Genomic DNA, 24,302 nt, shown 5'->3' with positions numbered 1-24,302 from the left:
GTGTGCAAAAAAGAAGCGGGCCATTCTAGGAGAGGCCTCATTGCAGAAAGCGCAATGTTCACGCAATGCAGCTGCATAAGCTGGGGCGATCCATGACCTCCCGCCCGGCGACTTCATCCCCCCTGCCTTCCGTGCCCTGGTACATGGCATTGGGTCAACGGATCGCCACGCTCTGGCTGGTGAAGATGATCGGCACCACCGTCGGCATCTCGGGCTTCTTCGTCGTGTACTTCTGGGTGATGCACAACCCGCCATCGGAGCCGACAGTGATGCCGCTCACGCGGCTCGACCACTGGGTGGGCGTGAGCGACGACGCGATGGTGCTCTACGGCTCGCTGTGGTTCTACATCTCGCTCGCGCCGGCTTTCGCGAAGGACAAGGCAGAGCTCTGGGCCTGCGCGCGCGACGCCGCCATCATGGCCGCCGTCGGCCTCGTTGTGTTCTGGCTCTTTCCCACGACGGTGCCGGTGTTTGCGATCGACTGGGCGCAGTACCCGGCGCTGCAGTTCCTCAAGGCCACCGACGTGGGCGGCAATGCATTTCCGTCGTTGCACGTCGCGTTCGCAGTGCTCACCGCGGTATTGCTTGAGCGCCAGTTGCGCAGCGTGACAGCGCCCACATGGTTGCGCGCGCTGAACATGCTATGGGCCTTCGGCATCGTCTACTCGACGCTGGCAACGCGACAGCACGTGCTGCTCGACGTGCTCGGCGGCACGCTGCTCGCAGCCGCCGTGAGCTGGGCCGGCACCACGCGCGACTGGCTGGTGTGGACCGAGGCCTGAGCCCCAGCGCACCAGACAGTCAGGCAGCGCTCGCGGCGACGGCCCTGAAAGCCTCCAGGGCCGTGTCGATTTCGCGCTCACCCGTATGACGATGGGTGACGCAGCGCAGCTTGTGCCTTCCCCAGGTCCGGGCCAGCACGCCCAGCTTGCGCAGCGCAGCTTCCCACTGAGCCGCGTCGAGCCCCGTGGCGCTCACGTCGACCTGCACGATGTTGGTCTGCGGCTCGTTGGCGGAAAGCCCCCGGAGCTGGCCGATTCCGTGAGCGAGTCGACGCGCGACTGCGTGATCGTCCGCAAGCCGACCCACCATCGTGGTGATGGCAACCAGCCCCGCGGCCGCGGCGATTCCGACCTGGCGCTGGCTGCCCCCGAGCAGCTTCCTGTGCCACCTGGCACGCTGGATGGTGTTCGTTGGCCCGGCGAGCACAGCCCCCATAGGCGCGCTCAGGCCCTTGGACAGGCACAGCGAAACGGTATCGGCAAAGGCCGTGATCTCAGCGGCTGGCACGCCCAGTGCCACCGCAGCGTTCATCAAGCGTGCGCCGTCCAGGTGGACGGCAGCGCCCGCATCCCTGGCCACTGCAAACACCGCCTGCATGTGGGTGAGCGGCAGCACCGCCCCGCCGGCATTGTTGTGAGAGGTTTCCAGACAGACGAGCCCGGTGCGCAGCTTGTTGCGGCCCGGCCCCAAGGCCTGCGCGAGCAGGCCCAGGTCCATGGCACCGTCGACACCGGCAATGGCCTGATAGAACGACCCTGTCAGCGCGGCCGCGCCGCGTTCGGTCACGTAGATGTGCGATGCCGCTTCGGCAAGAACGACTTCCTGCCGCCCGGCCTGGGCGAGGATGGCAAGGAGGTTGGCCATCGTTGCGCTCGGAACATACAGCGCAGCCTCCTTGCCCAGCAGCCGGGCGGCCTCGGCCTCCAGCTCCAGTGCGGTCGGGTCGCCGTCGAGCCCATCGTCGCCGAGAGGAGCGGAAGCGATGCGGTCGTACATCTGCTCTGTGGGCAGCGTCACCGTGTCGCTGCGAAGGTCCACCGGCGGATACATGCTGTCTTGGGTCATTCGGCAACCGCGCCGGTCGCTTTCACGACCTCCGCCCATTTCTTTCTCTCGCCGTTCAGGAACGTGCCGAACGCTTCCGGCGTTCCGGTCCGCACATAGATGCCGCGCGCGGCGAGGTTGGCCCGGACATCCGCCGAATCGAGCACCCGGTTGATTTCCGTGTTCATGGTCCGGACGATGTTCTCCGGTGTCTTCGCAGGCACCACGACACCATAGAGCGTGTAGTACTCGAAGCCCTTGAAGCCGCTCTCGATGAAGGTGGGAACATCAGGCAGCGATGGGTCCCGCGCTCCCGAAGTCACCGCGAGCGCCCGGAGCTTGTGGTCCTTGATGAGCGGCAGCGCCGAGACAAGGGAAGAGATGTAGAAGTCGACCTGCCCGCCCAGCATGTCCGTCATGGCCGGGCCACCGCCCTTGTAGGGCACGTGCAGAACGTTGGCTCCCGCCGTGACGCGCAGGTTCTCGGCCACCAGATGCCCGACGGTTCCGTTGCCGGACGATGCGTACGCAAGTTGCTTCTTCTTCGAGGCCGCCAACAGCGAAGCGAGGCTGTCGTACGGACTGGCGGCATTCACCACCAGCACCGACACGCCCGTGCCGACCAGCGCAACCGGCGCGAGGTCTTTGGAGGGATCGAAGCTGAGCTTCTTGTAGAGGAACTGGTTGACCGCCAGGTTGCTGGTTTCACCCAGCACGGCGGTGTAGCCGTCGGGCGGCGACTTCGCACCGAACTCCAGGCCGATGTTGTTGCCGGCACCGGGCTTGGTATCGACGACCACCTGCCACTTGGCCTGCTCGCCCAGTTTGGCCGCGAGCAGGCGGCAGACGGCATCGGTGCCCCCGCCCGGGGGACTCGGCGAGACCAGATGGATGGGACGCTCGGGCACCCACGCAGCGGCGGCCGCATGCGCTGCGGCGAGCGCGAGCCCCAAGGTGCATGCCAGGCTCCTGGCGCGTGCAAGACGATGGCGTCGGATGTCGTTCATGAGCGGGTGGTTCCGATCGGACAGGCTGAATGAATTCAGCGAATCCTAGGCGCGCCATAAAATGAGTAAAGCGAGATATACAAATATCAACTGTGAGGATTTTTCATGAATCTCACGATGCTGGTCACCTTGCGCACCATCCTCGAGCAGGGCAGCTTCACCGCCGCAGCCGGCGTCGTAGGTTGCAGTCCAAGTGCTGTGAGCCTGCAGGTCAAGCAGCTTGAACAGTATTTCGGCAAGCCGCTGTTCGACCGCTCCACCCGCGTGGTAGCGCCAACGGCCTTTGCCCACGAGGTGGTAAGCGCGGTGGGCGACTTCTCCCACAGGCTGCAGATGCTTCGCTCCCGCCCGGTGGTGGAGGTGGCGGGCCGCATCAGGGTCGGCGTGATCACCAGCATGCAGAGCGACGTGCTGCCGCAGGCGCTGCATGAGCTTCGCCAGAAGCATCCGTCGCTGGATGTAGTGGTTCCCCCGCTGAACGACAGCGACGAAATGATCTCCGAGCTGAAGGCGGCGCGGCTCGACGTTGCATTGCTCGTCAGGCCGGAAGCCGGCGGCTCGCGCCGACTGGTCTGGCGGGAACTGCACCGCCAGCCCTACGTGCTGCTGGCACCGCCGAATGCCTCCGGGAAAACGGTCAGGCAATTGCTCGAAGCCTACGACTGGGTCGGCTACGACATGTCTCTTTCGGGAGGGCGCGTCGCCGCGCGGTACGTGCGCAGCTTGATGCCCGATGCGCGCTGCGTGATGGAACTGCGCTCGATGGACGCCATCGTTGCAATGGTCGCGCAGGGCCTGGGGATTTCCGTCGTCCCGCAGCCCAGGCGCCCGCTGGTCGATGCCTATGCGGTGCGCGAAGTGGGCCTGGGAAGCCGCGCTCCGTTTCGCAAGCTCTCGCTGGTCTGGCGGAACTCGGACGAAGGCAGCCGCAATGTCGAGGCGGTTGCGCAAGCCTTCGCAACCGCCTTCGGCCTTCAGCGAAAGCCCTGAAAAGCCCGCCTTACCAGAAGATCCAGAGGGCCAGGCCACCGAAGATGGCCCACTTCACGAGGTAGTACACCCGCTTGTCCCAAGCCTTCAGGCGCTTGCCGATCACGCGGATCTGGTAGATGTACTTGAAGGCGCGATTGATGCCGCCCGTCTTGTCGCCCGCGTCGTTGGGCGAGCTCGCGGCGGCCAGCAGGTTCTTCGCGAACCAGCGGTTCACGGCACTGGCCCAGCGGTACTTCAGCGGGCGCTCGATGTCGCAGAACAGGATCACGCGGTCGTGGTCGGTCGTGTTCTCTGCGTAGTGGATGAAGGTTTCGTCGAACACCACGGCCTCGCCGTCGCGCCAGTGATAGCGCTGGCCGTCCACGTCGATGTAGCAGCCTTCCACGCCCGGCGTCCAAAGGCCCAGGTGGTAGCGCAGCGAACCGGCGAAGGGGTCGCGGTGGCGCACGAGGCGGCTGCCCGGCGGCAGCTCGGCGAACATCGCGGCCTTGATGGTGCCGATGCCCTTGAGCAGCTCGGTGGTGCGCGGGCACAGCACGGCGGCCGAAGGATGCGCCTCGTCGTACCACTTCAGGTAGAAGCGCTTCCAGCCGCTCTTGAAGAAGGAGTTGAAGCCCACGTCGTTGAACTGGCTCGACGCCTTGATGCTGCCGCCATTGCGCATGGCCAGCGCTTCTTCGCGGATGACTTCCCAGTTTTCTTCGAGCACGCGCATCTCGGGGAACTGCGCGGGCGACAGGTACGGCGTACCCGGCACCTTCGAGAAAAGGTACATGAAGACGTTCAGCGGCGCGAGGAAGGTCGAGTGATCAGAGAGCTGTCTGAAGAAGCGATGCCGCACCTGGCCGCGGAAATGAACGTAGAGCGCACTGAGCGCGAAGATGGCAAGAATGACCCACTTCATTTGGAAAGTGTCCTGTGAACAGCACCGGGTAGTGTAATTCTTTGCACCAAATTGGCCCTGCCCCGCCCCTTTGGCCGTGCGCCGGGCGAGGTTTCAGCTGCAGAGCATGGGCTGCGGCGTATCGGCCATGGCCAGCGGCAACCGCACGGTGGCCAGCAGGCCGCCGTTTGCGACTTCGCCTAGCGCCACCTCGCCGCCGTGCCGGTCGACCACCGACTTGACGATGGCCAGCCCCAGCCCGCTGCCGCTCTGGTTCTGGTCGGGGTTGCGGAAGAAGCGATCGAACACCCGCTCGCGCAGCGCGGGCGGAATGCCGGGCCCCTCGTCTGCCACCGTCAGAAGTGCCTGGGTGCCCTCGCGCGCCACATGCACGACCACCGTACTCCCCGGCGGGCTGTACTTGATGGCGTTGTTGATGAGGTTGTCGATCATCGAGACCAGGCTTTCGCGCTCGCCGAGCACCGGCACGCGGTCTTCGCTCACCAGTTCCAGCTCGACGTTGCGGGCACTGGCCAGGCCTTCGATCATGGCCAGCCGGTCTTGTACCAGCGCGTCGAGCGACAGCATCACGGGCAGGGCGTTGTCCGAAACCGCGTCGCTACGCATGAGCTGCAGCAACTGCCCTACCAGCCGGGCCGCGCGGTCGTTGCTGCGCAGCAGGTTGCCCATGAGTTCGCGCTGATGTTCGTCGGTGCTCTGCTCTTTCAGCGCTTCCACGTTCACGCGCATGGCGGCCAGCGGGGTGCGCAGCTCGTGCGCGGCGTCGGCGATCAGGCTGCGCTCGCGCGAGGTACTGTCGCGCACCCGCTGCAGCAGGCTGTTGATGCTCTGCACCAGCGGCTGCAGTTCCTTGTGCGGCGGCGCGTACGACAGCGGCGTGAGGTCGGCCGGCCCGCGCTCGGCGGTTTCCTGGCTCACCCGGCGCCACGGCCGCAGCGCAAGGCGCACCGACAGCCACGCGGGAAACACCAGAAAAGGCAGGCTGATGACCAGCGGCAACAGGTAGTAGCCGCGGTACATCACGGTGACCGTCAACCGCCAGACGCTGGGCTCGGCCAGCATCACGCGAACGTCCGAGGTGGGCGAGGCCAGCGTGCGCGCGCGCCACTCGCGGTTGCCCGCCTTCACGGTCTCGACGCGGTTCGGCACGGTATTGAGAATGACGGGCACGGCCGCCGTCGAGCGGTAGATCAATTTGTCGCCCTGCCACACCTGCAGCACCGGCGAGGTGTCCGAAGCGGCGTCGCCGTCGCCCATGGTTTCGAGCAGCGCAGCTTCGAAGGCGGCCAGGGTTTCCTGTTGCTTGTCGGGCTGGTCGGCCGTGTTCTTCGCGATTGCAATCACCGACTGGAAGATCTTGTCGAACTTCAGCAGCTCGGGGTCATCGTAGGAGTCGTACAGCAGCAGCGCGATGGCCATGGTCCACAGCAAGGCGACCACGCCCATCTGCGCCAGCAGCAGGCGCCGCATCAGGGAAGGTTGTTTCCAGTTCTTCCAGCGCTGCGCCAGCGCCTGCATCATTTTTGCGTGCTCCGCACAAGCGACTGCACGTCGATCACGTAGCCGATGCCGCGCACCGTTCGGATGTAGCCCTGGCCGATCTTCTTGCGCAAGTTGGAGATGTGCACCTCGAGCGAATTGCTGCCGTTGGCCTGGCCGCCGGGCAGCACCTGCTCTTCCATCACGCGGCGCGTGACCACGCGGCCGGTGCGCTTGAGCAGCAAGGCCAGCAGGTCGAACTCGCAGCGCGAAAGCTCCACCGGCTCGCCGTCGACGATCACGCCGCGCGTGGGCTCGTGCAGCGCCAGGCCGCGCATGCGGATGGTCTCGTCGTTGAAGCCGTAGCTGCGGCGCGCGAGCGCCCGCACGCGCGACAGCAGCTCGGCCAGCGCGAAGGGCTTGACGAGATAGTCGTCCGCGCCGTCGTCCAGGCTGCGCAGCCGGTCGGTCAGCGCGTCGCGCGCGCTCAGCACCAGCACCGGCAATATCTGCCGGTCGCGGCGCAGGCGGAACAGCAGGTCGAGCCCGTCGCCGTCGGGCAGGCCGAGATCGAGCAGCACCATGTCGAAGGTGCCGCCGTCGAGCGTGCGCAGGGCGTCGTCGAGTCTGCGGACCCACACCACATCCATGCCTTGATTGGCCAGCGCGATGCGCACGCCGTTGCCCAGGTCAAGGTCGTCCTCAACAAGCAAGAGATTCATGAGCCTCCACGTGAACAAACCACTCCGTTTCCGGAATGTGGCCGGAGTATCAGCGACACGCCGGTGAAGCACTTCAGGAAATCTTCATGAATGCCGAAGCAGCCCTTCAGGTGGGGCCCGGACACTGGAGCGACTCCTCACCACACGGAAACGGAACACCGACGTGAATCGATCGCCCACCCTCCTGGCCCCTCGCGACCAGCCGGATCGCAACCGCCTGCGGCGGCGGGACATCCTCCATGCCATGGCACTGACCAGTGCTGCAGGGCTCGCCGCCTGCGGTGGTGGCGGCGGCCGCGGCGGCGTTGGCATCGGGCCCGGCATTGGCACGGATGCCAGTCCTGCTGCTCCCGCCGCTGCCGGCCCAGGTGCCAACCCGGATGCCCCCCCGAACACCAACCCGGGTGTTGGCGATGGAAGCCCAAGGAACGACAGTGGCGAAGGCAAAGTCTCCGTCGTCAACCGCCGTATCAAGGTATCGAGCTCGCCTGAAGTTTCTCTGCAGGTGCGCGACTGGCAGCCGCCCCGCAGCACCGGCCCAGTCTTTGTATTTCTGCCCGGGCTTGGTGCCAACGCGCGCAGCTTCGACGGCCTCGCACCCGCACTGGCCGCCAAGTCGCGCGTGATCGCGATCAGCCGGCGCGGCTACGGCCTCTCGGACAAGCCGTTGCCCATGAAGACCGCCACGCAGCACTACGAGGTGGACACGCTCGTGGCCGACCTGAAGGCGGTACTCGACGCCCTCGGCGTACGGCGCGCGGTGCTGGGCGGCCACTCGATCGCAGGCAACGAGCTCACGCGCTTCGCGGGCCTGTATCCCGAACGGACGCAGGGCCTGATCTACCTCGACACGACCTTCGACTACACGGTGGGCGCAGACAGTGGCGGCCAGGACGTACCGACAAACCCGCTGCTCGATGAACCCAAACCGAAGCCGGAGAACGGCCGCTCGCTGCAGGCTGCCATCGCCTTCTCTCGCCGCAATTCGAAGAACTGGTGGCCTGTGCTGGAAGCGAACCTGCGCGACAGCCTCGACATCCATGCCGACGGAAGCGTGAGTCTCAACACACCCAGCGAAGTGAATGACGCCATGGAAACAGCCGCCCACTCGTTCTCGCCCGACTACAAGGCCGTGCGCGCACCTTCACTGGTCGTGACCGCCCTGCCTGCAGACACCCGCGACATGTTCCCGTGGCTGGAACTGCCGCTCGATGCCAAGACGCAGAAAGACGCCTCGGACTACGTGCGCATGATCCGTAGCGCAGCCATCACGAATTCGAACCAGCTCGTGGCGGCGCTCAACACCCCGAACCGGCTGACCCTGGACAACACCAGCCACGGCGACTTCTTCATGGAGCGCGAGGCCGAGGTGCTGCGGGCCATCCAGTTCATGACATGGGCCTGAGCTATGCCGACGATCCCTTCGCGCGCAGCAGCTTGATCAACGCAGCGAGCTCCTCGCCGCCGAGCCCTGCCTCGTCGGCGCGCCGGAAGATGTCCGCGGCGAAGGCCGGAAACTCCGTATTGATGCCCGACGCCTGCGCCGTCTGCAGGATGCGCTGCGTTGCCTCGACCGAGATGCGCATCGGGCTCTGCGAGATGCTGAAATCGCCCGACTGGATGACGGAGCCCTCGTGCTGAATAAAGCCCGCGAAGGTCGGCATGATGCCCGCAACGATGCGGCCGTACTCGGCCACGTCGAAGCCTTCGTGCTCGGCAATGCGCGCGCCGTGGATGAAGCCCAGCATCGTGCCGTAGATGGTGGAGAGCGTAGCGAGGTCCATGGCCGCCGCGGCGCTCGCCTTCTCGCCCAGGTAGACGATGCCGCCGGCCAGCACCTTCAGCCACGGCTCGGCCTCGTCGAATACGTGCTTTTCGCCAGACACCAGCAGCGGCGTATCGGGCCGGCCCATCTGGTCAGGCGCGGCCTGGATCGCGCCTTCGAGGTACGCGGCGCCGTGCGTGTGCGCCCATGCCTGCGCGTCGCGCGCGTCCTGCGGGCTGCCGGTGGTCAGCTGCACCAGAAGGCGGCCGTCCATGGCGGCGGCGACGCCATCGAGCGCGAAGATCGCATCGGCGGCGCGGTAGTCGTAGACGCACATCACCGCAACGCGGCTCGCGCGCAACGCCTCGCTTGCGTCGCGCGCCAGCACGGCGCCCTTCGCGACCAGCGCATCGGCCTTGCCGGGCGTGCGGTTCCACACCGTGACTTCGTAGCCTTGATCGAGATAGAGCTGAGCAATGGTGAAACCCATCGAGCCCAGGCCCAGAACGGAAACTCGCTTGTTGTTCATGACGATTCGATTGCTGTTTGTGAAGACAACTGAATCGTAGAAATTTCGCTTCCATATGGTCAAGTACCTACAATAAAGTTAGGTACTTACCAAAACGTATGTATTGGGTATTTACAAGGCATTCCGCGGACAAAAAATGAAATCGAAGAAACCCTACAACTGCGGCATCGGGCCTGCGTTCGACGTCATCGGCGGCAAATGGAAGGCCGTCATCCTCTGGGAGCTGAACGCGCAGGCCTACCGCTTCGGCGAGCTCAAGCGGCTGCTGCCCGACATCAGCGAGAAGATGCTGATCCAGCAGCTGCGCGAACTCGAAACCGACGGCATCGTCCATCGCGAGGTGTTCCACGAAGTGCCGCCGCGCGTGGAGTACTCGGCAACCAAGCTGGGGGCCACGCTCAATGCGGCGCTCGGGCCGCTGGCCGATTGGGGCGACCGCAACGCCAAGCGCATTGAAACCGCACGCGCGAAAGCCGAAGCGGCCAAGTAGGCCGGCACACCGGGAGCACCGAATGTCGTTGCGGAAGATTTCATCGGCCGTTCTGCTGGCCACGTCTGTGTCATGGGGACTCGCGCAGGCGCAGCCGGCGTGCGCGCCCTCGCCTGTCTACGCGGGGCCGCCGATGCGTTCAGCGCACGAGGCGATATGGCAGAAGGACTTCAAGCGCTCCATCGACGGCGAGTTGCCCGCCGAGCTGCAAAAAGCGCTCGGCGACGCGCTCGACAAGATGCTCGCGCATGTTCCCGCTGCCAGCGTGGCGGTCGCGATTCCCGGCGAAGGCATCTGGTCGGCCACGCGCGGCCTGGCACGCAAGGAACCGCCACAACCAGTCGTACCCGACCAGCCCTTCCAGGTGGCAAGCACCGCCAAGACACTGACGGCCGCCGTCGTGCTGCAGCTCGTCGACGAAGGCAAGCTCAAGCTCGACGACACCATCGACAAGTGGTTTCCCGACGCACCGAATGCGAAGCTCACCACCATCGAACATCTGCTGCGCCACACCAGCGGCCTCGTGAGCTTCAACGCGCTACCGTCGCTGGGAACGGCCTACCGCACGCCCGCCGACGTCATCGCGCTCGGCACGTCGCAGAAGCCGCAGTTCTGCCCCGGCACGAATTGGAGCTACACCAACACCGGCTACGCAATGCTCGGCGTGATCGTCGAGAAGGTGGACGGCGCTCCGTTCGCCGACGTGCTCACGAAGCGGCTCATCAAGCCGCTGTCGCTCACGCACACGGTCATGCGCAAGCCGGGCGTCGAACTGCCCGTTGCCACAGGCCATGCAGCCGGCCGGCCGGTCGACGCACCGGACCAGTACGCCACGCCCTATGCCGCGGGTGCACTGGCATCGACAGCGGGCGATCTCGCGGTGTTCTGGCACGCATTGCTCGCAGGCAAGGTGCTGCCCGGCGAAGCGGTGCACCGCATGTTCACCGACATGCCCTCCATGCTCGGCCCCTATGCCGGGAGCAACGCGTTCTATGGCATGGGCGTGCAGCTCTACGACGTGCCCGACGGCCCCGGGTTGATGCTCGGGCACAGCGGCGGCATCGAGGGCTTCACGAGCATCGTGGCCTACGTGCCGGCCGACGACGTGTACATCGCCGTGTCGTTCAACGAGAAGAAGGTGCCGGCCGAGGCCGGCCTGTGGGCGCTGCTGCGCGCGGTACGCACCTACCGCGTGCTGCATTGACCGACCAGCCGGGTCAGTCGGCCCAGCCGGTCTCGATCTCGGTCTTCACCTCGGTCATGAGCTTGTGCACCGGGCACTTGCCCGCCACGCGCAGCAGTTCGTCGCGCTGCGCCTCCGTCAGGTCGCCGCTCAGCCGCAGGCCCGACTTGAGGCGGTAGACGCCCTTGCGCTCCTCGCTGTCGTCGCGGTCGACCACGACCTCGATGTCTTCCACCGGAATGCCCTTGCGGCGCGCGTAGATCAGCACCGTGAGCGCCTTGCAGGCCGCGAGCGATGCGTCGTACAGGTCATGCGGCTCGGGGCCGGCATCGCTGCCGCCGCCAGCGGGCGATGCATCGACCGGAATCTCGTGGTTGCGGATCTTCAGGATGTGGCGCGTGCCGGTGGTGCCGTCGCGGCGGATCGAGATCGTCATGCAGGTGTCCTTGGTAGGGAGTTGCGATTCAGGATTCAGGAGGAAAGCGTCTTCACGTACAGGATGGTCGTGAACCCGCTGTGCCATTCGAGATCGGGGTAGCGGTCGGCCTCGCGGTAGCCGAGCGCGAGGTAGAAGCCCTGGCTCTGCGTGTTGAAGGTGTCGGTTTCGAGCCGTGCGAGCGCCACGCCGCCGGCGCGCATGCCGTCTTCCGCGAAGGCCATCAGGGCGCGGGCGATGCCCTTGCGCTGGTGCTCGGCCGGCACGTGCAGCGCGTGCACGAAGTCGTGCTCCCAATGGACCACGCCGACCACCTCGCCGTCGATCTCCGCCACGAAGAAGGCCGGCCCCATCTCGTCGATGTAGCCCACGGGCTCGCCGCTCTCCTTGTAGGCCTTCGCGGCCTCGGGCGTGAGCTGCGGCAGCCAGGTGCCGGCGAAGGTGTCGTCGAGGATGGCCTTCACCGCGTCGAAGTCGTCCAGGCGCCAGGGCCGGATGGCGATGTCGGGAATGTCGTGGTTCTTGCTCATCGGTTCAGCGGTCCACGGCCAGCATCAGCGTTTCCTTGATTTCTTCCATCACCACGTAGCTGTGCGACTCGGCCGCCACCGGCAACTTCTTCAGGATGTCGCCCAGCAGGTGCCGGTACTCGCTCATGCCGCTGAGCCGCGCCTTCACGAGGTAGTCGAAGCTGCCCGACACCAAGTGGCATTCGAGCACCTCGGGCATGTGGAGCAGTTCCTTGCGCACCTTGTCGAACACGTCGCCCGACTTGGCCGAGAGCTTGATCTCGACGAACACCAGCAGCGTCTTGCCCAGCGCCTCGGGCGACACGTGCGCGTGGTAGCCGGTGATGACGCCGTCGCGCTCCATGCGCTTGACGCGCTCGGCGCAGGGCGAGGCCGACAGGCCGATGTACTCGGCCAGTTCGGTCATGGAAACACGGCCCTGGCGCTGCAGAAGGTCGAGGATCTTGCGGTCGATTCGGTCGAGTTCGGGCATTTCACTTCGCGCGCGGCTTTGGACGATTTTCGGCAGTGTATTTCACTGCCAAATCGCTGAAAACAATGGAATCCACTGCATTGTGCACTTTAGATTCCACTCATTCCATCTGAATCAGTGAATACACCATGAAAGTCATCGTTCTCGGCGGCGGCGTGATCGGCACCACCACGGCCTACTATCTCGCGCGCTCTGGCGCCGAGGTCACCCTGCTCGACCGGCAGGCTGGCCCCGCCGAGGAAACCAGCTTCGGCAATGCCGGCCAAGTGTCGCCGGGTTACTCCACGCCGTGGGCCGCGCCGGGCATTCCGCTGAAGGCGATCAAGTGGATGTTCAAGAAGCACGCGCCGCTGTCCATTCGCCCCGACGGCACGATGTTCCAGCTGCGCTGGATGGCCGCGATGCTGCGCAACTGCTCGCCCGAGGCCTACGCAGTGAACAAGGAACGCATGATGCGCGTGGCCGAATACAGCCGCGGCTGCCTGCAGCAGCTGCGCGCCGACACCGGCCTGCAGTACGAGCAGCGCACCGGCGGCACACTGCAGCTGTTCCGCACGCAGGCACAGCTCGACGCGGTGCAGCGCGACATCGCGGTGCTCGAGGAATGCGGCGTGCCTTACCAACTGCTCGACCGCGATGCCCTCGCCAGCGTCGAGCCCGCGCTGGCCGGCGCACGCGACCGCCTCACCGGCGGCCTGCGCCTTCCCAACGACGAAACCGGCGACTGCCACCTGTTCACGCGCGGCCTCGCCGAAATCGCGCTCGGCCTGGGCGTGGACTTCCGATTCGGCCAGACCATCGACGGCCTGGAAACCGACGGCAGCCGCATCACCGGCGTGCGCACCACCGCCGGCAAGATCCTCACGGCCGACCGCTACGTGATGGCCTTCGGCAGCTATTCGCGCGCCGCCATCGCCTCGCTGGGGCTGGACATTCCGGTGTACCCGGTCAAGGGCTACTCGCTGACCGTGCCGCTGCTCGACGAATCGCTCGCGCCGCAATCGACCGTGCTCGACGAGACCTACAAGGTCGCGGTCACGCGCTTCGACAACCGCATCCGCGTGGGCGGCATGGCCGAGCTCGGCGGCTTCGACCTGCGCCTGAACCCGGCCCGCCGCGCGACCCTCGAAAAGGTCGTGACCGACCTGTTCCCCGGCGGCGACGTGCCGCGCGCCACCTTCTGGACCGGCCTGCGCCCGATGACGCCCGACAGCACACCCATCGTCGGCGGCACGCGCTACAGCAACCTGTTCCTCAACACGGGCCACGGCACATTGGGCTGGACCATGGCCTGCGGCTCGGGCAAGCTGATCTCAGACATGGTGATGGGGCAGCGGCCCGAAATCCGTACCGACGGTCTTGCGATGGACCGCTACGAACAGGGCTCGTCGCGTGCAACGCGCCCGAACCCTGCGACTGCCCCGGCTTGATGCGGAGGCCGCTCAGGCAGCCTTTGCAATCGGAATCACGGCACTGCTCATGCCGCGATAAACCTCCGCCTCGCCGTGCTTCGCAAGCAGTTGCATCAGGTGCTTGCGAATCAGCATGCCGGGCCGGTCCGACTCCATCGAATACTCCACGCCGCGCCGGCGCGTGTCGACCAGCGCATCGGGGTCGGTCGATTCGAGGATGTCTTTGTCCTCACGCGTCACCGCATCGTCGAAGTCGATCAGCATCTGCGCGGTGCAGTCGGCCTCGGTGTCGTTGCGGAACAGCCATTGGCACAGCTGCATGCGGCCATCGTCGATGGGCGTGAAGCAGTTGATGATGATGTGGCGCACGCCGCTCGGGTACTCGATGTCGAGCCGACGCGAGAACGGCAGAAAGTAGGCGTTGCGCATGTGGCGCGTGGTGATGGGGTCAGTCACGCCGCTGATTGCATGGAACTTCACCGGGTTGGTCGCTTCGATGACCGTCTCGGCATAGAAGCCCGATTCGTTTTCCACCAGTTCGTACTTGCTCGGCTTCGGGCTCGCGGCCACGCCGAAAGTGGCGCGGTGCACGAAGCTGAAGTGCGAGTTGTCGAAGGAGTTTTCGAGCGCGCGCATCGGGCTGGTCTGCCACTCTTCGTAGAACTGGAAGATGGTGCGGTAGCCCGGGTCGTCGAACTCGGGAATGGCGGGAATGTCGGCAACGGGCTCTTCTAGCGCCACCCATGCGTAGCCGTAGCGCGCGGTGCAGCGGTAGGCCGTCGTGCGGTACTCGGGCGAGATCTTGCGATCTGCTTCGTACTGCGGGATGCGGATGACCTGCCCGCTGCGGTCATACGTCCAGCCGTGGTAGCCGCACTGGATGGCACCGGTGCCGCAGGCTTGGCCTTCGCTGTCCACGCACCAGCCCTTCGACAGCTTCGCGGTGCGGTGGCAGCAGCGGTCGCGCAGTGCGGCGGGCTGGCCGTCGGAATCGATGAATAGAACGATGTCTTCGCCCAGCAGCCTGAAAGGCTTCGGTCCCTGTGCCAGTTCGGAGAGCGGCATGACGGCATGCCAGAACTTGCGGAAGACGGGTTGTTGGGTAACGAGCATGCGCGGACTCCTTCTTTGTTGCGTGGGGACGAACGTGAAAGAGCAATTTCCTGCCTGGATGCACGGGGCATCGCGCGGCTGAACGCTTCTACTCTGCGCAACATGCCTTGCAAATTGCGCGCCCGGATTGTGCGCCCGGCCAGGCTGCCCCTCCAAGCCCTCACCCTCAATGCCCGAGCAAAATGCTCGAAAGGGCCCTTGGCATGCGTCGTGCATGACCTGCTGCAAGAGTAGAAGCGTTCAGCAGCGCACGCACCACGAACGTGCGCCCGCCCGGAAATTGCTCTTGAAACGCCTTCTGCCCTGTGCAGGGGGATTCAAGACCCGAAGCTTCCGAGGCCCCACATGCAACGTCGATCCTTCCTCGCGGCCAGTGCCGCCACCCTTGCCGCCCCTGCCGTCTTCGCTCAAGGCAGCAACGGCAAGCTCACCCCGCTCAAATTCACGCTCGACTTCCGCATCAACGGGCAGACCTCTCCCTTCTTCCTGGCGCTGGCCAAGGGCTACTACAAGGAAGAGGGGCTCGACGTGAGCATCGACACCGGCGCCGGCTCGGTCGCCTCCATCACGCGCATCGCCAGCGGCGTCTACCAACTGGGGCTGGGCGACATCAGCTCGCTGGTCGAGTTCAACGCGCAGAACCCCGGCACGCCGATGGTGCAGGCCGTGTACCAGTACTACAACCGCGCACCGTTCGTGATCATCGGCCGCAAGGACCGCGGCGTGACCGGCGACTTCAAGAGCCTCGCGGGCAAGAAGGTCGCTGCCGCAGCGGTGGAATCGACACGCCGTGCCTGGCCGATGGTCGCGCGCAAGCAAGGCATGCGCGGCGACGCCTTCCAGTGGCAGACCACCGACTTCAGCGCACGCGACAACGTCATGGTGCGCGGCGACGTCGATGCCGCCACCTACTTCCACGACTCTGCCGTTTCGCTGTTCGCGCGCATGAAGCCCGAGGAGCTGTCGGTGCTCAAGTTCGCCGACGCGGGCGTCAACCTGTACGGCAACGCCATCCTCGCGAGCAGCAACCTCATCGCGCAGAACCCGAAAGTAGTGGCGGCCTTCCTTCGCGCGAGCAACCGCGCCATCGTCGAGACCTTTGCCAACCCGGCGCCGAGCATCGCGGCCATGCGCCAGCGCGAGCCCATCCTCGACGAGAAGATCGAACTCGAGCGCTGGGGCATCACCGCGCAGTACGTGGGCGCGGCCGACACGCGCGGCCACGGCCTTGGCGATATAAAGAAACTCACGCTCGAACAGCAGGTCGACGAAGTAGCCGATGTCTTCGGCCTCAAGGTCAAGCCCGCGTCCGACGCTATCTTCAACACTTCAATGCTTCCATCGCGCAGCGAACGCTCCATCCCCAAGGCATGAACTCCAACAGCGACACCACCACATATCCCGCCGAAACCACGCTCGACGAACGCGACGGCCGCTACCTGCGCAAGGCCATCGTCTGGTCGCATGCAGCCCGCCGCCGGGGCAACCGCCCCTTCGGCTCGGTCATCGTCTCCGCCACCGGAGAGGTGCTGGCCGAAGCGGGCAACAGCAATGCCGAGACAGGCGACTGCACCGCCCATGCCGAAGTCAACGCACTGCGCGCGCTGGCCGGGCGCAAGCTCTCGCGCGAAGAACTCGCGGGCGCCACGCTCTACGCGTCGGGCGAGCCCTGCGTGATGTGCGCGGGCGCCATCTTCTGGTCGAACATCGGCCGCGTGGTGTTCGGCATCGATGCCGAGCGGCTGCGCGTGTTTCGTGGCGAGCGGCAGGACCAGCGCGATGCCGAGCTGTCGTGCCGCGACGTGTTCCGTGCCTCGCCGCACCCCATCGAATGCATCGGGCCAGCGCTGATCGACGAGGCCAGCGCAGCCCACGACGGCGCCTGGAAGGCCTGAGCGCGGCACTAGACTCGCTGCATGCCCTGGCACGCCCGTCTCCATCTCGCTTACCAACAAGAAGCCGCCCGCACCGTCGCCCGCTTTCGCCATGACGGCCCGCTGCGCATCCTGCAGAGCCTGTACCCCGAGGGCGACACCGTGTGCCACAACGTGCTCGTGCATCCGCCGGGCGGCTTGGTGGGCGGCGACACGCTCGACATCGACATCGAGGCGGCCGACGGCAGCCACGGCCTGATCACCACGCCCGGCGCCTCGCGCTTCTACCGCTCCGAAGGCGAGTTGGCGCTGCAGCGCACGCGCATCCGCCTCGCGGCCGGCGCACGACTCGAATGGCTGCCGCTCGAAGCCATCTGCTACAGCGGCTGCCAGGCGGAGAACCGGCTCTCCATCGAGGTCGCGCCCGGTGCCGAGCTGATCGGCTGGGACGTCACCGCGCTCGGCCTGCCGAACGCCAACCAGCCCTTCGAACGTGGCACCTACCTGCAGCACATCGAGGTGCCCGGCGTGTGGCTGGAGCGCGGGCGCATCGACGCGGCCGACCACCGGCTGCTGCAAAGCCCTATCGGCCTCGGCGGCCACCGCTGCATGGCCTCGCTGTTCTTCGTGGCGGGCTCGCCGGTGGCGCGCGCCCGGCGCGATGCCTTGCTTGCACAAGCCCGCACGCTGCTCGAAGCAAGCCCGCTGTTCGACAGCGCCGGCGCCACCAGCCCGCATCCCGAAGTGGTCGTGCTGCGCGTGCTGGCACCCGTGGTCGAGCCCGCGATGCAACTTCTGCGGCAGGTCTGGCAGGCATGGCGCAGCGAGCTGTGGCAGCTGCCCGCGGCCACGCCGCGCATCTGGGCGACCTGAGGCCGATCTCCCTCCGATCCCCGCGCCGAGGGGCGAATCTGTAGGCACTGTCTGACGGACAGCCGCGTTGCAAAGGCGCAACCTGATTCTTTTGCCCAGCGGATGACGAGGATCGGCCATGTCTCCTGACGACACTCCCGACGCGAACACGCAGCTTCACCGGCACCTGGCGCGGTTCAACGCCGAGCGACTCAGACTCGGCAGCCCTTCGCCGCAGTGGCAGGACGACCTCGCCCGCGAGCATGCGTGCCGCCTGCTCGAAGGCAAATACCTCGAAGCCCTGCGCGCCACGGTGCAGGCGGCGGCATCGGCATCGGCCGGCAGCGCGAGCCACTTCATCGGCTGGTTCGAATCGCTGGCACACACCGGCCCCGGCCAGCATCACCCGCTGTTCGACTGGCTGGCCGACGAGGCCACGCTGCCGCAGATGCACTGGTTCCTCACGCAGGAGGCTGCGGGCGAAGCCGGCTTCGAAGACTTGCTGGCCTACACCCAGGTCAAGCTGCCACCGCAGCCCAAGCTGGAATGCGCGCGCAACTTCTGGGACGAGATGGGGCACGGCAAGCAAAGCGCCATGCACGGCCAGATGCTGGAGCACATGGTGCGCGAGCTCGACCTGCACCCGGCCATCGACACCACCGTGTGGGAGTCGCTGGCGCTCGCCAACACCATGGTCGGGCTGGCGACCACGCGCCGCTATGGCTACCACTCCATAGGCGCGCTCGGCGTCATCGAGCTCACGGCGCCCGGGCGCGTGAAGCAGGTGGCGGCTGGCATGCGCCGCCTGGGCCTGAGCGGCCGCGCACGCTCCTACTTCGACCTGCATGCGGCGCTCGACGTGTCGCATTCGCGCGCATGGAACCGCGAGGTGATCCGGCCGCTGGTCGAGGCCGATCCGGCCTGCGGGCAGTTCATTGCCGAAGGCGCGCTGATGCGACTTGTCTGCGGCGAACGCTGCTTCGAGCGCTACACCGCCGAACTGCGGCACGCCGAGGAGGCCACCGCATGATGAACGCGGCCGGCGTGCTGCGCCAGGTGGCGGCCACGGGCTACCGATTCACCACGGTCACGCCGCTGACCCACCAACGTGTGCTCGCGCGGCGCGGGCGCGAACCGGGCGCGACGCTGCGAGACATCTTCGGCTGGAACCTGTCGTTCGAAGCGGGCGCAGTGCCGCCGGACTTGCTGGCCGACATGGAGCGCGCCGGCATCGTGCGGCACACGGGCTCGCTGATGCGCAGCACCGTGCGCATCGCCAGCCTGGGCGACGACCTGTTCTTTCATTCGGCCTATCCCACGGTCGAGGAGAGCGCCGTGTTCTTCGGGCCCGACACCAGCCGCTTCGCTCGCTTCCTCCACCACGCGCTCGCCGGGCGCAAGGCACAGCCTCACGTACGCGTGCTGGACGTGGGCTGCGGCAGCGGCGCGGGCGGCATCGCGGTGGCGCGTGCGCTGGCGGCCATGGGCACGCAGGCGACCGTCGTGATGAACGACATCAACCCGCTTGCGCTGCAGTACACGGCCGTGAATGCGGAAGTGGCCGGCATTCCCGTCACGCTCGCGCAGGGCGATGCGCTGTCGGCGGTCGAGGGCGACTTCGATCTCATCGTGTCGAACCCGCCTTACCTCGACGACGGCGCGCAGCGCGCCTATCGCCATGGCGGCACGCGGCTGGGCCGGGCACTCAGCGTGCGCATCGCGGCCGAGTCGCTGAAACGGCTGGCACCGGGCGGGCAACTGCTGCTCTACACCGGCGTGGCCATGGTCGATGGCGAAGACCCGTTCTTTGCCGAACTGCAGCCCCTGCTCGCAGCACCGGGCTTCGACTGGTCGTATGCCGAGATCGACCCCGATGTGTTCGGCGAGGAGCTGGAGCGGCCGGTGTATGCGCACATCGACCGCATCGCCGCAGTCGGCCTCATCGCCATCCGCGCAACGGAGGCCGCGTGATGGCCGCCGGGCTCGACTTCGGCGTGGACACCGGCCGGCTGGCCGTGGTGCGCGAATGCAGCGTGCTGGAGCGCATGCCCAAGTGGCTCATCTGCGTTCCGCTGGTGGTGCAATGGCTGTGGCTGTCCTTGCGCTACGGCGGCACCACCGTGCCATCGGCGGCCAACCCGCACCTCACCTCCGGCGGACTGGTGGGCGAAGGCAAGCTCGAATACTTCCGCGGCATGGGGCCGCTGGCGCGCTCGGTCACGGCCGACTACTGCGCGGTGTTCAACGACGGCACCGCGACCGAAGACTCGCTGCGGCACACCATGGCCGACAGCGGCCTCGCGTTTCCCGTGGTCGCCAAACCTGACCTCGGCCTGTGCGGCTACGGCGTGCGCCTGCTGCCCGACATGGCTGCGCTGCTGGCCTACCTGGCCGTCTTTCCTTCCGACGAAACAGTGGTGCTGCAGCGCTACCTGCCGCAGGAAGGCGAGGCCGGCATCTTCTACGCGCGCGACCCCGACACCGGCGAAGGCCGCATCATCGGCCTGGCGCTGCGCTACTTCCCGCGCGTGACGGGCGACGGCCGCAGCACCGTGGCCCAGCTCGTGGCAGCCGACGTGCGCGCTCGCCGCATCGCGCGCTCGCCGCGCCACGAATGCAGCGTGCCTCCCGACAGCGTGCCGGCGGCCGGCCAGCAGGTGCGGCTGGCCACCATCGGCTCGACCCGCGTGGGCGGCCTGTACCGAGACGGCGCCGCGCTCATCACGCCCGAGCTCGTGCGCGCCATCGACGCCATCGCGCGCGACATGCCCGACTTCCGTTTCGGGCGCTTCGATGTGCGCTACGAGAACCTGCGCGAACTCGGTGCCGGGCGGGGCTTCACCATCATGGAAATCAACGGCGCGGGCTCCGAAGCCATCGAGGCGTGGGACCCCGACACCGGCGTGGTGCAGGGCTTTCGCATGGTCTTCGCCAAGCAGCGGCTGCTGTTCGCCATTGGCGCCGCGCAGCGCAAGGCCGGCGTGCGGCCCATCGGCCTGCTCGCGCTCGCACGGCTCAACCGGCGACAGAACCGCCTGGTCGACCGCTACCCGCCCTCCAACTGAGTGAATTGCCGCACACACATGGACATCACCGCCACGCACGCCCTGCCCCACTGTTCGCCCACGCCACTCGCGGCCGCTGCGCCCGTGCTGGAAACCCGCTGGGCCGATTGCGAAGAAGACGTGCGCGACGCCCAGCGCCTGCGCTTTCGCGTGTTCGCGCAGGAGATGGGCGCGCACCTGACGCCGCCCGAAGGCACGCCGCCCGGGCTCGACGTCGACCGCTTCGACGCCTTCTGCGACCACCTGCTGGTGCGCGCCGTCGATCCGCTGCACGGCCCCGGCCCGCTCATCGGCACCTACCGCGTGCTGACGCCCGAAGCGGCGCTACGCGCGGGCGGTTTCTACACCGACACCGAGTTCGACCTGTCGCCGCTCGCGCCGCTGCGCGGCCGCGCGCTGGAGCTGGGCCGCTCGTGCGTGGATGCGGAATGGCGCTCTGGCAGCGTCATCATGGCGCTGTGGGCTGCGCTGGGGCAGTACATGGTCGACCACGCGCTCGACACCATGATTGGCTGCGCCAGCATCGGGCTCGACGACCAGGGCGCGACGGCCGCGCGGCTGTGGCACCGGCTGTGCCGCACGCACCTGGTCGAGCAGCGCTGGCGCGTGGAGCCGCGCGTCGCGCTGCCGCTGGACACCGGCGCAGACGCCGATGCCGACAGCGACACGGCGCCTCCCGCAGCGCCGCCGCTCATCAAGGGTTACCTGCGCTGCGGCGCTCGCCTGCTCGGCCCGCCCGCACTCGACGTGGCGTTCAACACCGCCGACCTGCCGCTGATGCTGCGCGTGGACGACGTGTCGCCGCGCTACCGCCAGCACTTCTTCGGCATGACCGCGTGAGCGCGGCGGCCCCACGCGCGCGGTCGAAGCGCGCGCTGCGTTCGGTGGTTGCCGCGCAGTTCTTCAGCTCGCTGGCCGACAACGCGCTGCTGATCGTCGCCATCGACCTGCTTATGCAGCGCCACGCGCCCGGCTGGATGACGCCCGCGCTGCGGCTGTTCTTCTATCTTTCCTACGTGCTGCTCGCCGCCTTCGCGGGCGCCGTGGCCGACGCGGCGCCGAAGGGCCGCGTGCTGATGGCCACCAACCTCGTCAAGCTCGGCGGCTGCGCCCTGCTGCTGTGGCAGGTGCAGCCGCTGGTGGCCTACGCGCTGGTCGGCCTTGGCGCCGCGGCCTACTCGCCAGCCAAGTACGGCATCCTGCCCGAGCTGATTCCGCAAGAAGAGCTGGTCGCCGCCAACGGCTGGATCGAGGCGGGCACGGTGCTGTCGATCCTGTTCGGCGTGGCGCTGGGCAGCACGCTGGTGAACAAGGGCATTGCCCTGCCCGCCATCGGCGCGGTGTACCTGCTGGCTGCCGCCTGCACGCTCGCGATTCCGCACAGCCCGGCGCGCGACCGCGCGGCGCTGGCGCATCCGGGCCGGCTGTTGCGCGATTTCGGGGGCTCGCTGGCGCTGCTGTGGCGCGATGCCGATGCACGCATCTCGCTGGCCGTTACCAGCCTGTTCTGGGCGGCGTCGGCCACGCTGCAGTTTCTGGTGCTGCGCTGGGCGGCCGAGCGGCTGGGGCTCACGCTGTCGCAGGGCGCGCTGCTGCAGATCGCGGTGGCCATCGGCATGGCGGCCGGCGCTGTCGGTGCTTCCCGCTGGTTTCCGCTCGAACGTGCGTTGCGCGCGCTGCCGATCGGTGTCGCGCTGGGCGCCGTGATATTGCTCATGACGCTGGTGGCGCAGCCCGCCGTGGCCGCCGGGCTGCTGGTAGCAATCGGCGCGCTCGCAGGCCTGCTGCTGGTGCCGATGAACGCGCTGCTGCAAAGCCGCGGGCTGCTGTACATGCACCCGGGCCAGTCGATCGCGGTGCAGAACTTCAACGAGAGCCTGGCCTCGCTGGCAATGCTGGGGGTGTACGGCGCGCTGCTGTATTTCGACGCGCCGCTGCTGCCGACGCTGGCGGGCTTCGGCGGCTTCCTGGTGCTGGCCATGGGTGCGGCCCTCCTCTGGTCGCGCCGTCAGCGGCCGCAGGAGCGCTTCGGATACAGTCCCGCACCTAACCGCCTCTCGACCCGCAGCCAGAGTGAATCTCCGAAAATCCGCCAATAGCCTGGTCGTTCGTCTTCTCGTGATGGGTCTGGCGATGGCTGTCGTGGGCACCGCCGCCAGCTATATCCAGCTCACCCGCTTCCTGCGGGAAGACCTGACGAAATCGGTGGCGACGCAGCAGACAGCGCTGGCCGCCTACGTGGCCCGCCACGTCGACAACTACCTGGGCGAGCGGCTCTCGTTCCTGGAGCGCATGGCGGGCACCCTGCCGCCGGGACTCCTGGCGCGGCCCCAGCAGCTGCATGCATGGCTCGCTGAGCGCAGCGCGCTGAGCCCCGTCTTCCCGCTCGGACTGGTGGTCGCCGACGTCACAGGCAAGCGGCTCGACGGCATTGGGCAGCTTGAAACGGGCGATCTGGAATTCGCCGCCGCGTCCACCGGGCAGCGCGCGGTGGGTCGCCCGCGGGCCACGGCCTCGCGGCACTCGGCCCTGCAAATGGCCGTGCCTGTACGCAACGGCGCCGGCCAGGTAATCGCTGTGCTGCTTGGTACGGCGGACCTCTCCGCAGACGGCCTGCTCGACCACCTGCAAGAAGGGCGCGTGGGCCAGGCCGGCGGCATCCTGGTGATCTCGCCGCGCGACCGCATCTTCGTCGCCTCGACGGACGTCTCGATGTCTCTCACGCCGACCCCGCCCGACGGTGTGAACCCGCTGCACGACCGGGCCATGGCGGGTTTTCGCGGCAGCGGGACGACGCGCAACGCCAGGGGCATCGAAGAAATCTCCGCCATTGCATCGGTGCCGAACAGCGGCTGGTTCGTGGTGGCGCGGCTGCCCGTTTCAGAAGCGCTGGCCCCGGTGTCGCGCATGCAGACCTTCATCCTGCAGCAACGCGCGCCCGCCGTGACGGCGGTGCTCGTCGTGATCGGCCTGATCATGGCGTGGCTGCTGCGCCCGCTGCTGCGCGCCGCCGACCAGGCCGACCGCATGACCCGCGGTGAGATCGCTCTGGCACCGGTGCAGGTGGTGCGCAACGACGAAATCGGGCACCTGACGCAGGCCTTCAACCGGCTGCTGGCCAAGCTGCTCGACAACCAGGAGGCGCTGGCTCGCCTGGCCCACCACGACACGCTGACAGGCTTGCCCAACCGCAAATTGCTGGACGAGCGGCTGCAACAGGCGCTGATCCATGCCAGGCAGCGCGCGCAGCAGGTAGCCGTGCTCTACCTCGACCTCGACGGGTTCAAGGACCTCAACGACACATTCGGCCATGAAGCGGGCGACAAGGCCCTCGGGGAAATCGCGCACCGGCTGCGGGCCCTGGTGCGGCACACAGACACAGTGGCACGCATCGGCGGCGACGAGTTCGTGCTGCTGGCCACCGACTTCGAAGAGCCCGTGGAACAGGCCGCATTGACGCTGGCACAGCGATGCATCGACGCGATCGCCCAACCGCTGCAGCTGGAGCGTTCAAGCATGGTCATCGGCGTGTCGATAGGCATCGCCCTGGGCAACGGCAGCGAAACACCGCAAGACCTGCTCGCCACGGCCGACAAGGCCATGTACCGGGCCAAGCAGGGCGGGCGCGGCAGCTACGCAATGATGTAGG

Annotated in this window: 25 protein-coding genes; 15 read left to right on the top strand and 10 right to left on the bottom strand. The window is 67.1% G+C overall.

Annotated features, from left to right (window positions below; genetic code table 11):
• Positions 1–92 precede the first annotated feature (92 nt).
• Entirely contained in the window at positions 93–782 is a 690-nt protein-coding gene (locus ACSFCA_RS22570) for a phosphatase PAP2 family protein (RefSeq protein WP_435461255.1), read from the top strand.
• A gap of 19 nt (positions 783–801) precedes the next feature.
• Here ACSFCA_RS22570 and ACSFCA_RS22565 read toward each other — a convergent pair whose 3' ends face one another.
• Both ACSFCA_RS22565 and ACSFCA_RS22560 read right to left on the bottom strand, forming a co-directional pair.
• Complete coding sequence (locus ACSFCA_RS22565; protein WP_258353493.1) at positions 802–1,848, bottom strand: threonine aldolase family protein; 1,047 nt, start codon at positions 1,846–1,848, stop codon at positions 802–804.
• Entirely contained in the window at positions 1,845–2,834 is a 990-nt protein-coding gene (locus ACSFCA_RS22560) for a tripartite tricarboxylate transporter substrate binding protein (protein ID WP_435461254.1), read from the bottom strand. Before ACSFCA_RS22560 ends, ACSFCA_RS22565 begins: the two co-directional genes overlap by 4 nt.
• 105 nt (positions 2,835–2,939) lie before the next feature.
• Here ACSFCA_RS22560 and ACSFCA_RS22555 point away from each other — a divergent pair, with 105 nt between their 5' ends.
• A complete protein-coding gene (locus tag ACSFCA_RS22555; RefSeq protein ID WP_258353491.1) occupies positions 2,940–3,824 on the top strand; it encodes a LysR family transcriptional regulator in 885 nt (294 codons plus the stop codon).
• A 10-nt stretch (positions 3,825–3,834) separates the two neighbouring features.
• Here the strand turns inward: ACSFCA_RS22555 and lpxO are convergent, their stop codons facing one another.
• From lpxO to ACSFCA_RS22540, 3 genes are all read right to left on the bottom strand, one after another.
• Positions 3,835–4,731: a lipid A hydroxylase LpxO gene (gene lpxO, locus ACSFCA_RS22550; RefSeq protein ID WP_093058112.1), complete on the bottom strand. Its 897-nt coding sequence runs from the start codon at positions 4,729–4,731 to the stop codon at positions 3,835–3,837.
• 93 nt (positions 4,732–4,824) lie between these two features.
• Positions 4,825–6,252 carry a sensor histidine kinase gene (locus ACSFCA_RS22545; protein ID WP_435461253.1) on the bottom strand — a complete coding sequence of 476 codons (1,428 nt, stop codon included), beginning with the start codon at positions 6,250–6,252 and terminating at the stop codon, positions 4,825–4,827.
• Complete coding sequence (locus tag ACSFCA_RS22540; RefSeq protein WP_093058110.1) at positions 6,249–6,932, bottom strand: response regulator; 684 nt, start codon at positions 6,930–6,932, stop codon at positions 6,249–6,251. The genes ACSFCA_RS22545 and ACSFCA_RS22540 overlap by 4 nt, the downstream gene beginning before the upstream one ends.
• Positions 6,933–7,176: 244 nt before the next feature.
• Between ACSFCA_RS22540 and ACSFCA_RS22535 the strand changes: the two genes are divergently transcribed.
• Positions 7,177–8,337, top strand: a complete 1,161-nt coding sequence (locus ACSFCA_RS22535) for an alpha/beta fold hydrolase (protein ID WP_435461252.1) — start codon at positions 7,177–7,179, stop codon at positions 8,335–8,337.
• Position 8,338: 1 nt separating this feature from the next.
• Here ACSFCA_RS22535 and ACSFCA_RS22530 read toward each other — a convergent pair whose 3' ends face one another.
• Positions 8,339–9,226, bottom strand: coding sequence for an NAD(P)-dependent oxidoreductase (locus ACSFCA_RS22530; protein ID WP_435461251.1), 888 nt, complete (start codon positions 9,224–9,226; stop codon positions 8,339–8,341).
• Between the two features lie 136 nt (positions 9,227–9,362).
• Between ACSFCA_RS22530 and ACSFCA_RS22525 the strand changes: the two genes are divergently transcribed.
• Positions 9,363–9,716 carry a winged helix-turn-helix transcriptional regulator gene (locus ACSFCA_RS22525; RefSeq protein WP_093058107.1) on the top strand — a complete coding sequence of 118 codons (354 nt, stop codon included), beginning with the start codon at positions 9,363–9,365 and terminating at the stop codon, positions 9,714–9,716.
• 22 nt (positions 9,717–9,738) lie between these two features.
• Positions 9,739–10,920 carry a serine hydrolase domain-containing protein gene (locus ACSFCA_RS22520; RefSeq protein WP_435461250.1) on the top strand — a complete coding sequence of 394 codons (1,182 nt, stop codon included), beginning with the start codon at positions 9,739–9,741 and terminating at the stop codon, positions 10,918–10,920.
• 13 nt (positions 10,921–10,933) lie between these two features.
• Here ACSFCA_RS22520 and ACSFCA_RS22515 read toward each other — a convergent pair whose 3' ends face one another.
• Genes ACSFCA_RS22515 through ACSFCA_RS22505 form a run of 3 tightly spaced genes read right to left on the bottom strand, consistent with a single transcriptional unit; the run spans position 10,934 to position 12,337 of the window.
• Positions 10,934–11,335 carry an OsmC family protein gene (locus ACSFCA_RS22515; protein WP_093058105.1) on the bottom strand — a complete coding sequence of 134 codons (402 nt, stop codon included), beginning with the start codon at positions 11,333–11,335 and terminating at the stop codon, positions 10,934–10,936.
• Positions 11,336–11,370: 35 nt separating this feature from the next.
• Positions 11,371–11,865 (bottom strand): GNAT family N-acetyltransferase, encoded by a 495-nt coding sequence (locus ACSFCA_RS22510; RefSeq protein WP_258353487.1) that lies wholly within the window; start codon positions 11,863–11,865, stop codon positions 11,371–11,373.
• 4 nt (positions 11,866–11,869) lie between these two features.
• Positions 11,870–12,337, bottom strand: coding sequence for a winged helix-turn-helix transcriptional regulator (locus ACSFCA_RS22505; protein WP_258353486.1), 468 nt, complete (start codon positions 12,335–12,337; stop codon positions 11,870–11,872).
• 128 nt (positions 12,338–12,465) lie between these two features.
• Here ACSFCA_RS22505 and ACSFCA_RS22500 point away from each other — a divergent pair, with 128 nt between their 5' ends.
• Positions 12,466–13,767 (top strand): D-amino acid dehydrogenase, encoded by a 1,302-nt coding sequence (locus ACSFCA_RS22500; RefSeq protein ID WP_435461249.1) that lies wholly within the window; start codon positions 12,466–12,468, stop codon positions 13,765–13,767.
• A gap of 12 nt (positions 13,768–13,779) precedes the next feature.
• Here ACSFCA_RS22500 and ACSFCA_RS22495 read toward each other — a convergent pair whose 3' ends face one another.
• Positions 13,780–14,862 (bottom strand): aromatic ring-hydroxylating dioxygenase subunit alpha, encoded by a 1,083-nt coding sequence (locus tag ACSFCA_RS22495; protein ID WP_435461248.1) that lies wholly within the window; start codon positions 14,860–14,862, stop codon positions 13,780–13,782.
• A gap of 345 nt (positions 14,863–15,207) precedes the next feature.
• Between ACSFCA_RS22495 and ACSFCA_RS22490 the strand changes: the two genes are divergently transcribed.
• From ACSFCA_RS22490 to ACSFCA_RS22450, 9 genes are all read left to right on the top strand, one after another.
• Positions 15,208–16,236 carry an ABC transporter substrate-binding protein gene (locus ACSFCA_RS22490; protein WP_435461247.1) on the top strand — a complete coding sequence of 343 codons (1,029 nt, stop codon included), beginning with the start codon at positions 15,208–15,210 and terminating at the stop codon, positions 16,234–16,236.
• Complete coding sequence (locus tag ACSFCA_RS22485) at positions 16,233–16,757, top strand: nucleoside deaminase (RefSeq protein WP_435461246.1); 525 nt, start codon at positions 16,233–16,235, stop codon at positions 16,755–16,757. The genes ACSFCA_RS22490 and ACSFCA_RS22485 overlap by 4 nt, the downstream gene beginning before the upstream one ends.
• 21 nt (positions 16,758–16,778) lie before the next feature.
• Positions 16,779–17,609 (top strand): urease accessory protein UreD, encoded by an 831-nt coding sequence (locus ACSFCA_RS22480; protein WP_097198430.1) that lies wholly within the window; start codon positions 16,779–16,781, stop codon positions 17,607–17,609.
• 118 nt (positions 17,610–17,727) lie between these two features.
• Complete coding sequence (locus ACSFCA_RS22475; protein ID WP_435461245.1) at positions 17,728–18,618, top strand: iron-containing redox enzyme family protein; 891 nt, start codon at positions 17,728–17,730, stop codon at positions 18,616–18,618.
• Entirely contained in the window at positions 18,615–19,559 is a 945-nt protein-coding gene (locus ACSFCA_RS22470) for a methyltransferase (RefSeq protein ID WP_435461244.1), read from the top strand. The genes ACSFCA_RS22475 and ACSFCA_RS22470 overlap by 4 nt, the downstream gene beginning before the upstream one ends.
• Positions 19,559–20,653 (top strand): hypothetical protein, encoded by a 1,095-nt coding sequence (locus tag ACSFCA_RS22465; protein WP_435461243.1) that lies wholly within the window; start codon positions 19,559–19,561, stop codon positions 20,651–20,653. The genes ACSFCA_RS22470 and ACSFCA_RS22465 overlap by 1 nt, the downstream gene beginning before the upstream one ends.
• 18 nt (positions 20,654–20,671) lie before the next feature.
• Entirely contained in the window at positions 20,672–21,493 is an 822-nt protein-coding gene (locus ACSFCA_RS22460) for a GNAT family N-acetyltransferase (RefSeq protein ID WP_435461242.1), read from the top strand.
• Entirely contained in the window at positions 21,490–22,752 is a 1,263-nt protein-coding gene (lplT, locus tag ACSFCA_RS22455; RefSeq protein ID WP_435461241.1) for a lysophospholipid transporter LplT, read from the top strand. Before ACSFCA_RS22460 ends, lplT begins: the two co-directional genes overlap by 4 nt.
• Positions 22,727–24,301, top strand: coding sequence for a diguanylate cyclase domain-containing protein (locus ACSFCA_RS22450; RefSeq protein ID WP_435461240.1), 1,575 nt, complete (start codon positions 22,727–22,729; stop codon positions 24,299–24,301). Before lplT ends, ACSFCA_RS22450 begins: the two co-directional genes overlap by 26 nt.
• The last annotated feature ends 1 nt before the right edge of the window (position 24,302 follow it).

The sequence above is a fragment of the Variovorax multivorans genome (assembly GCF_051216835.1).
Taxonomy (GTDB): Bacteria; Pseudomonadota; Gammaproteobacteria; order Burkholderiales; family Burkholderiaceae_C; genus Variovorax.
Note: the sequence above shows the minus strand (reverse complement) of the source record. Positions and strands in the feature narration are given on the sequence as shown.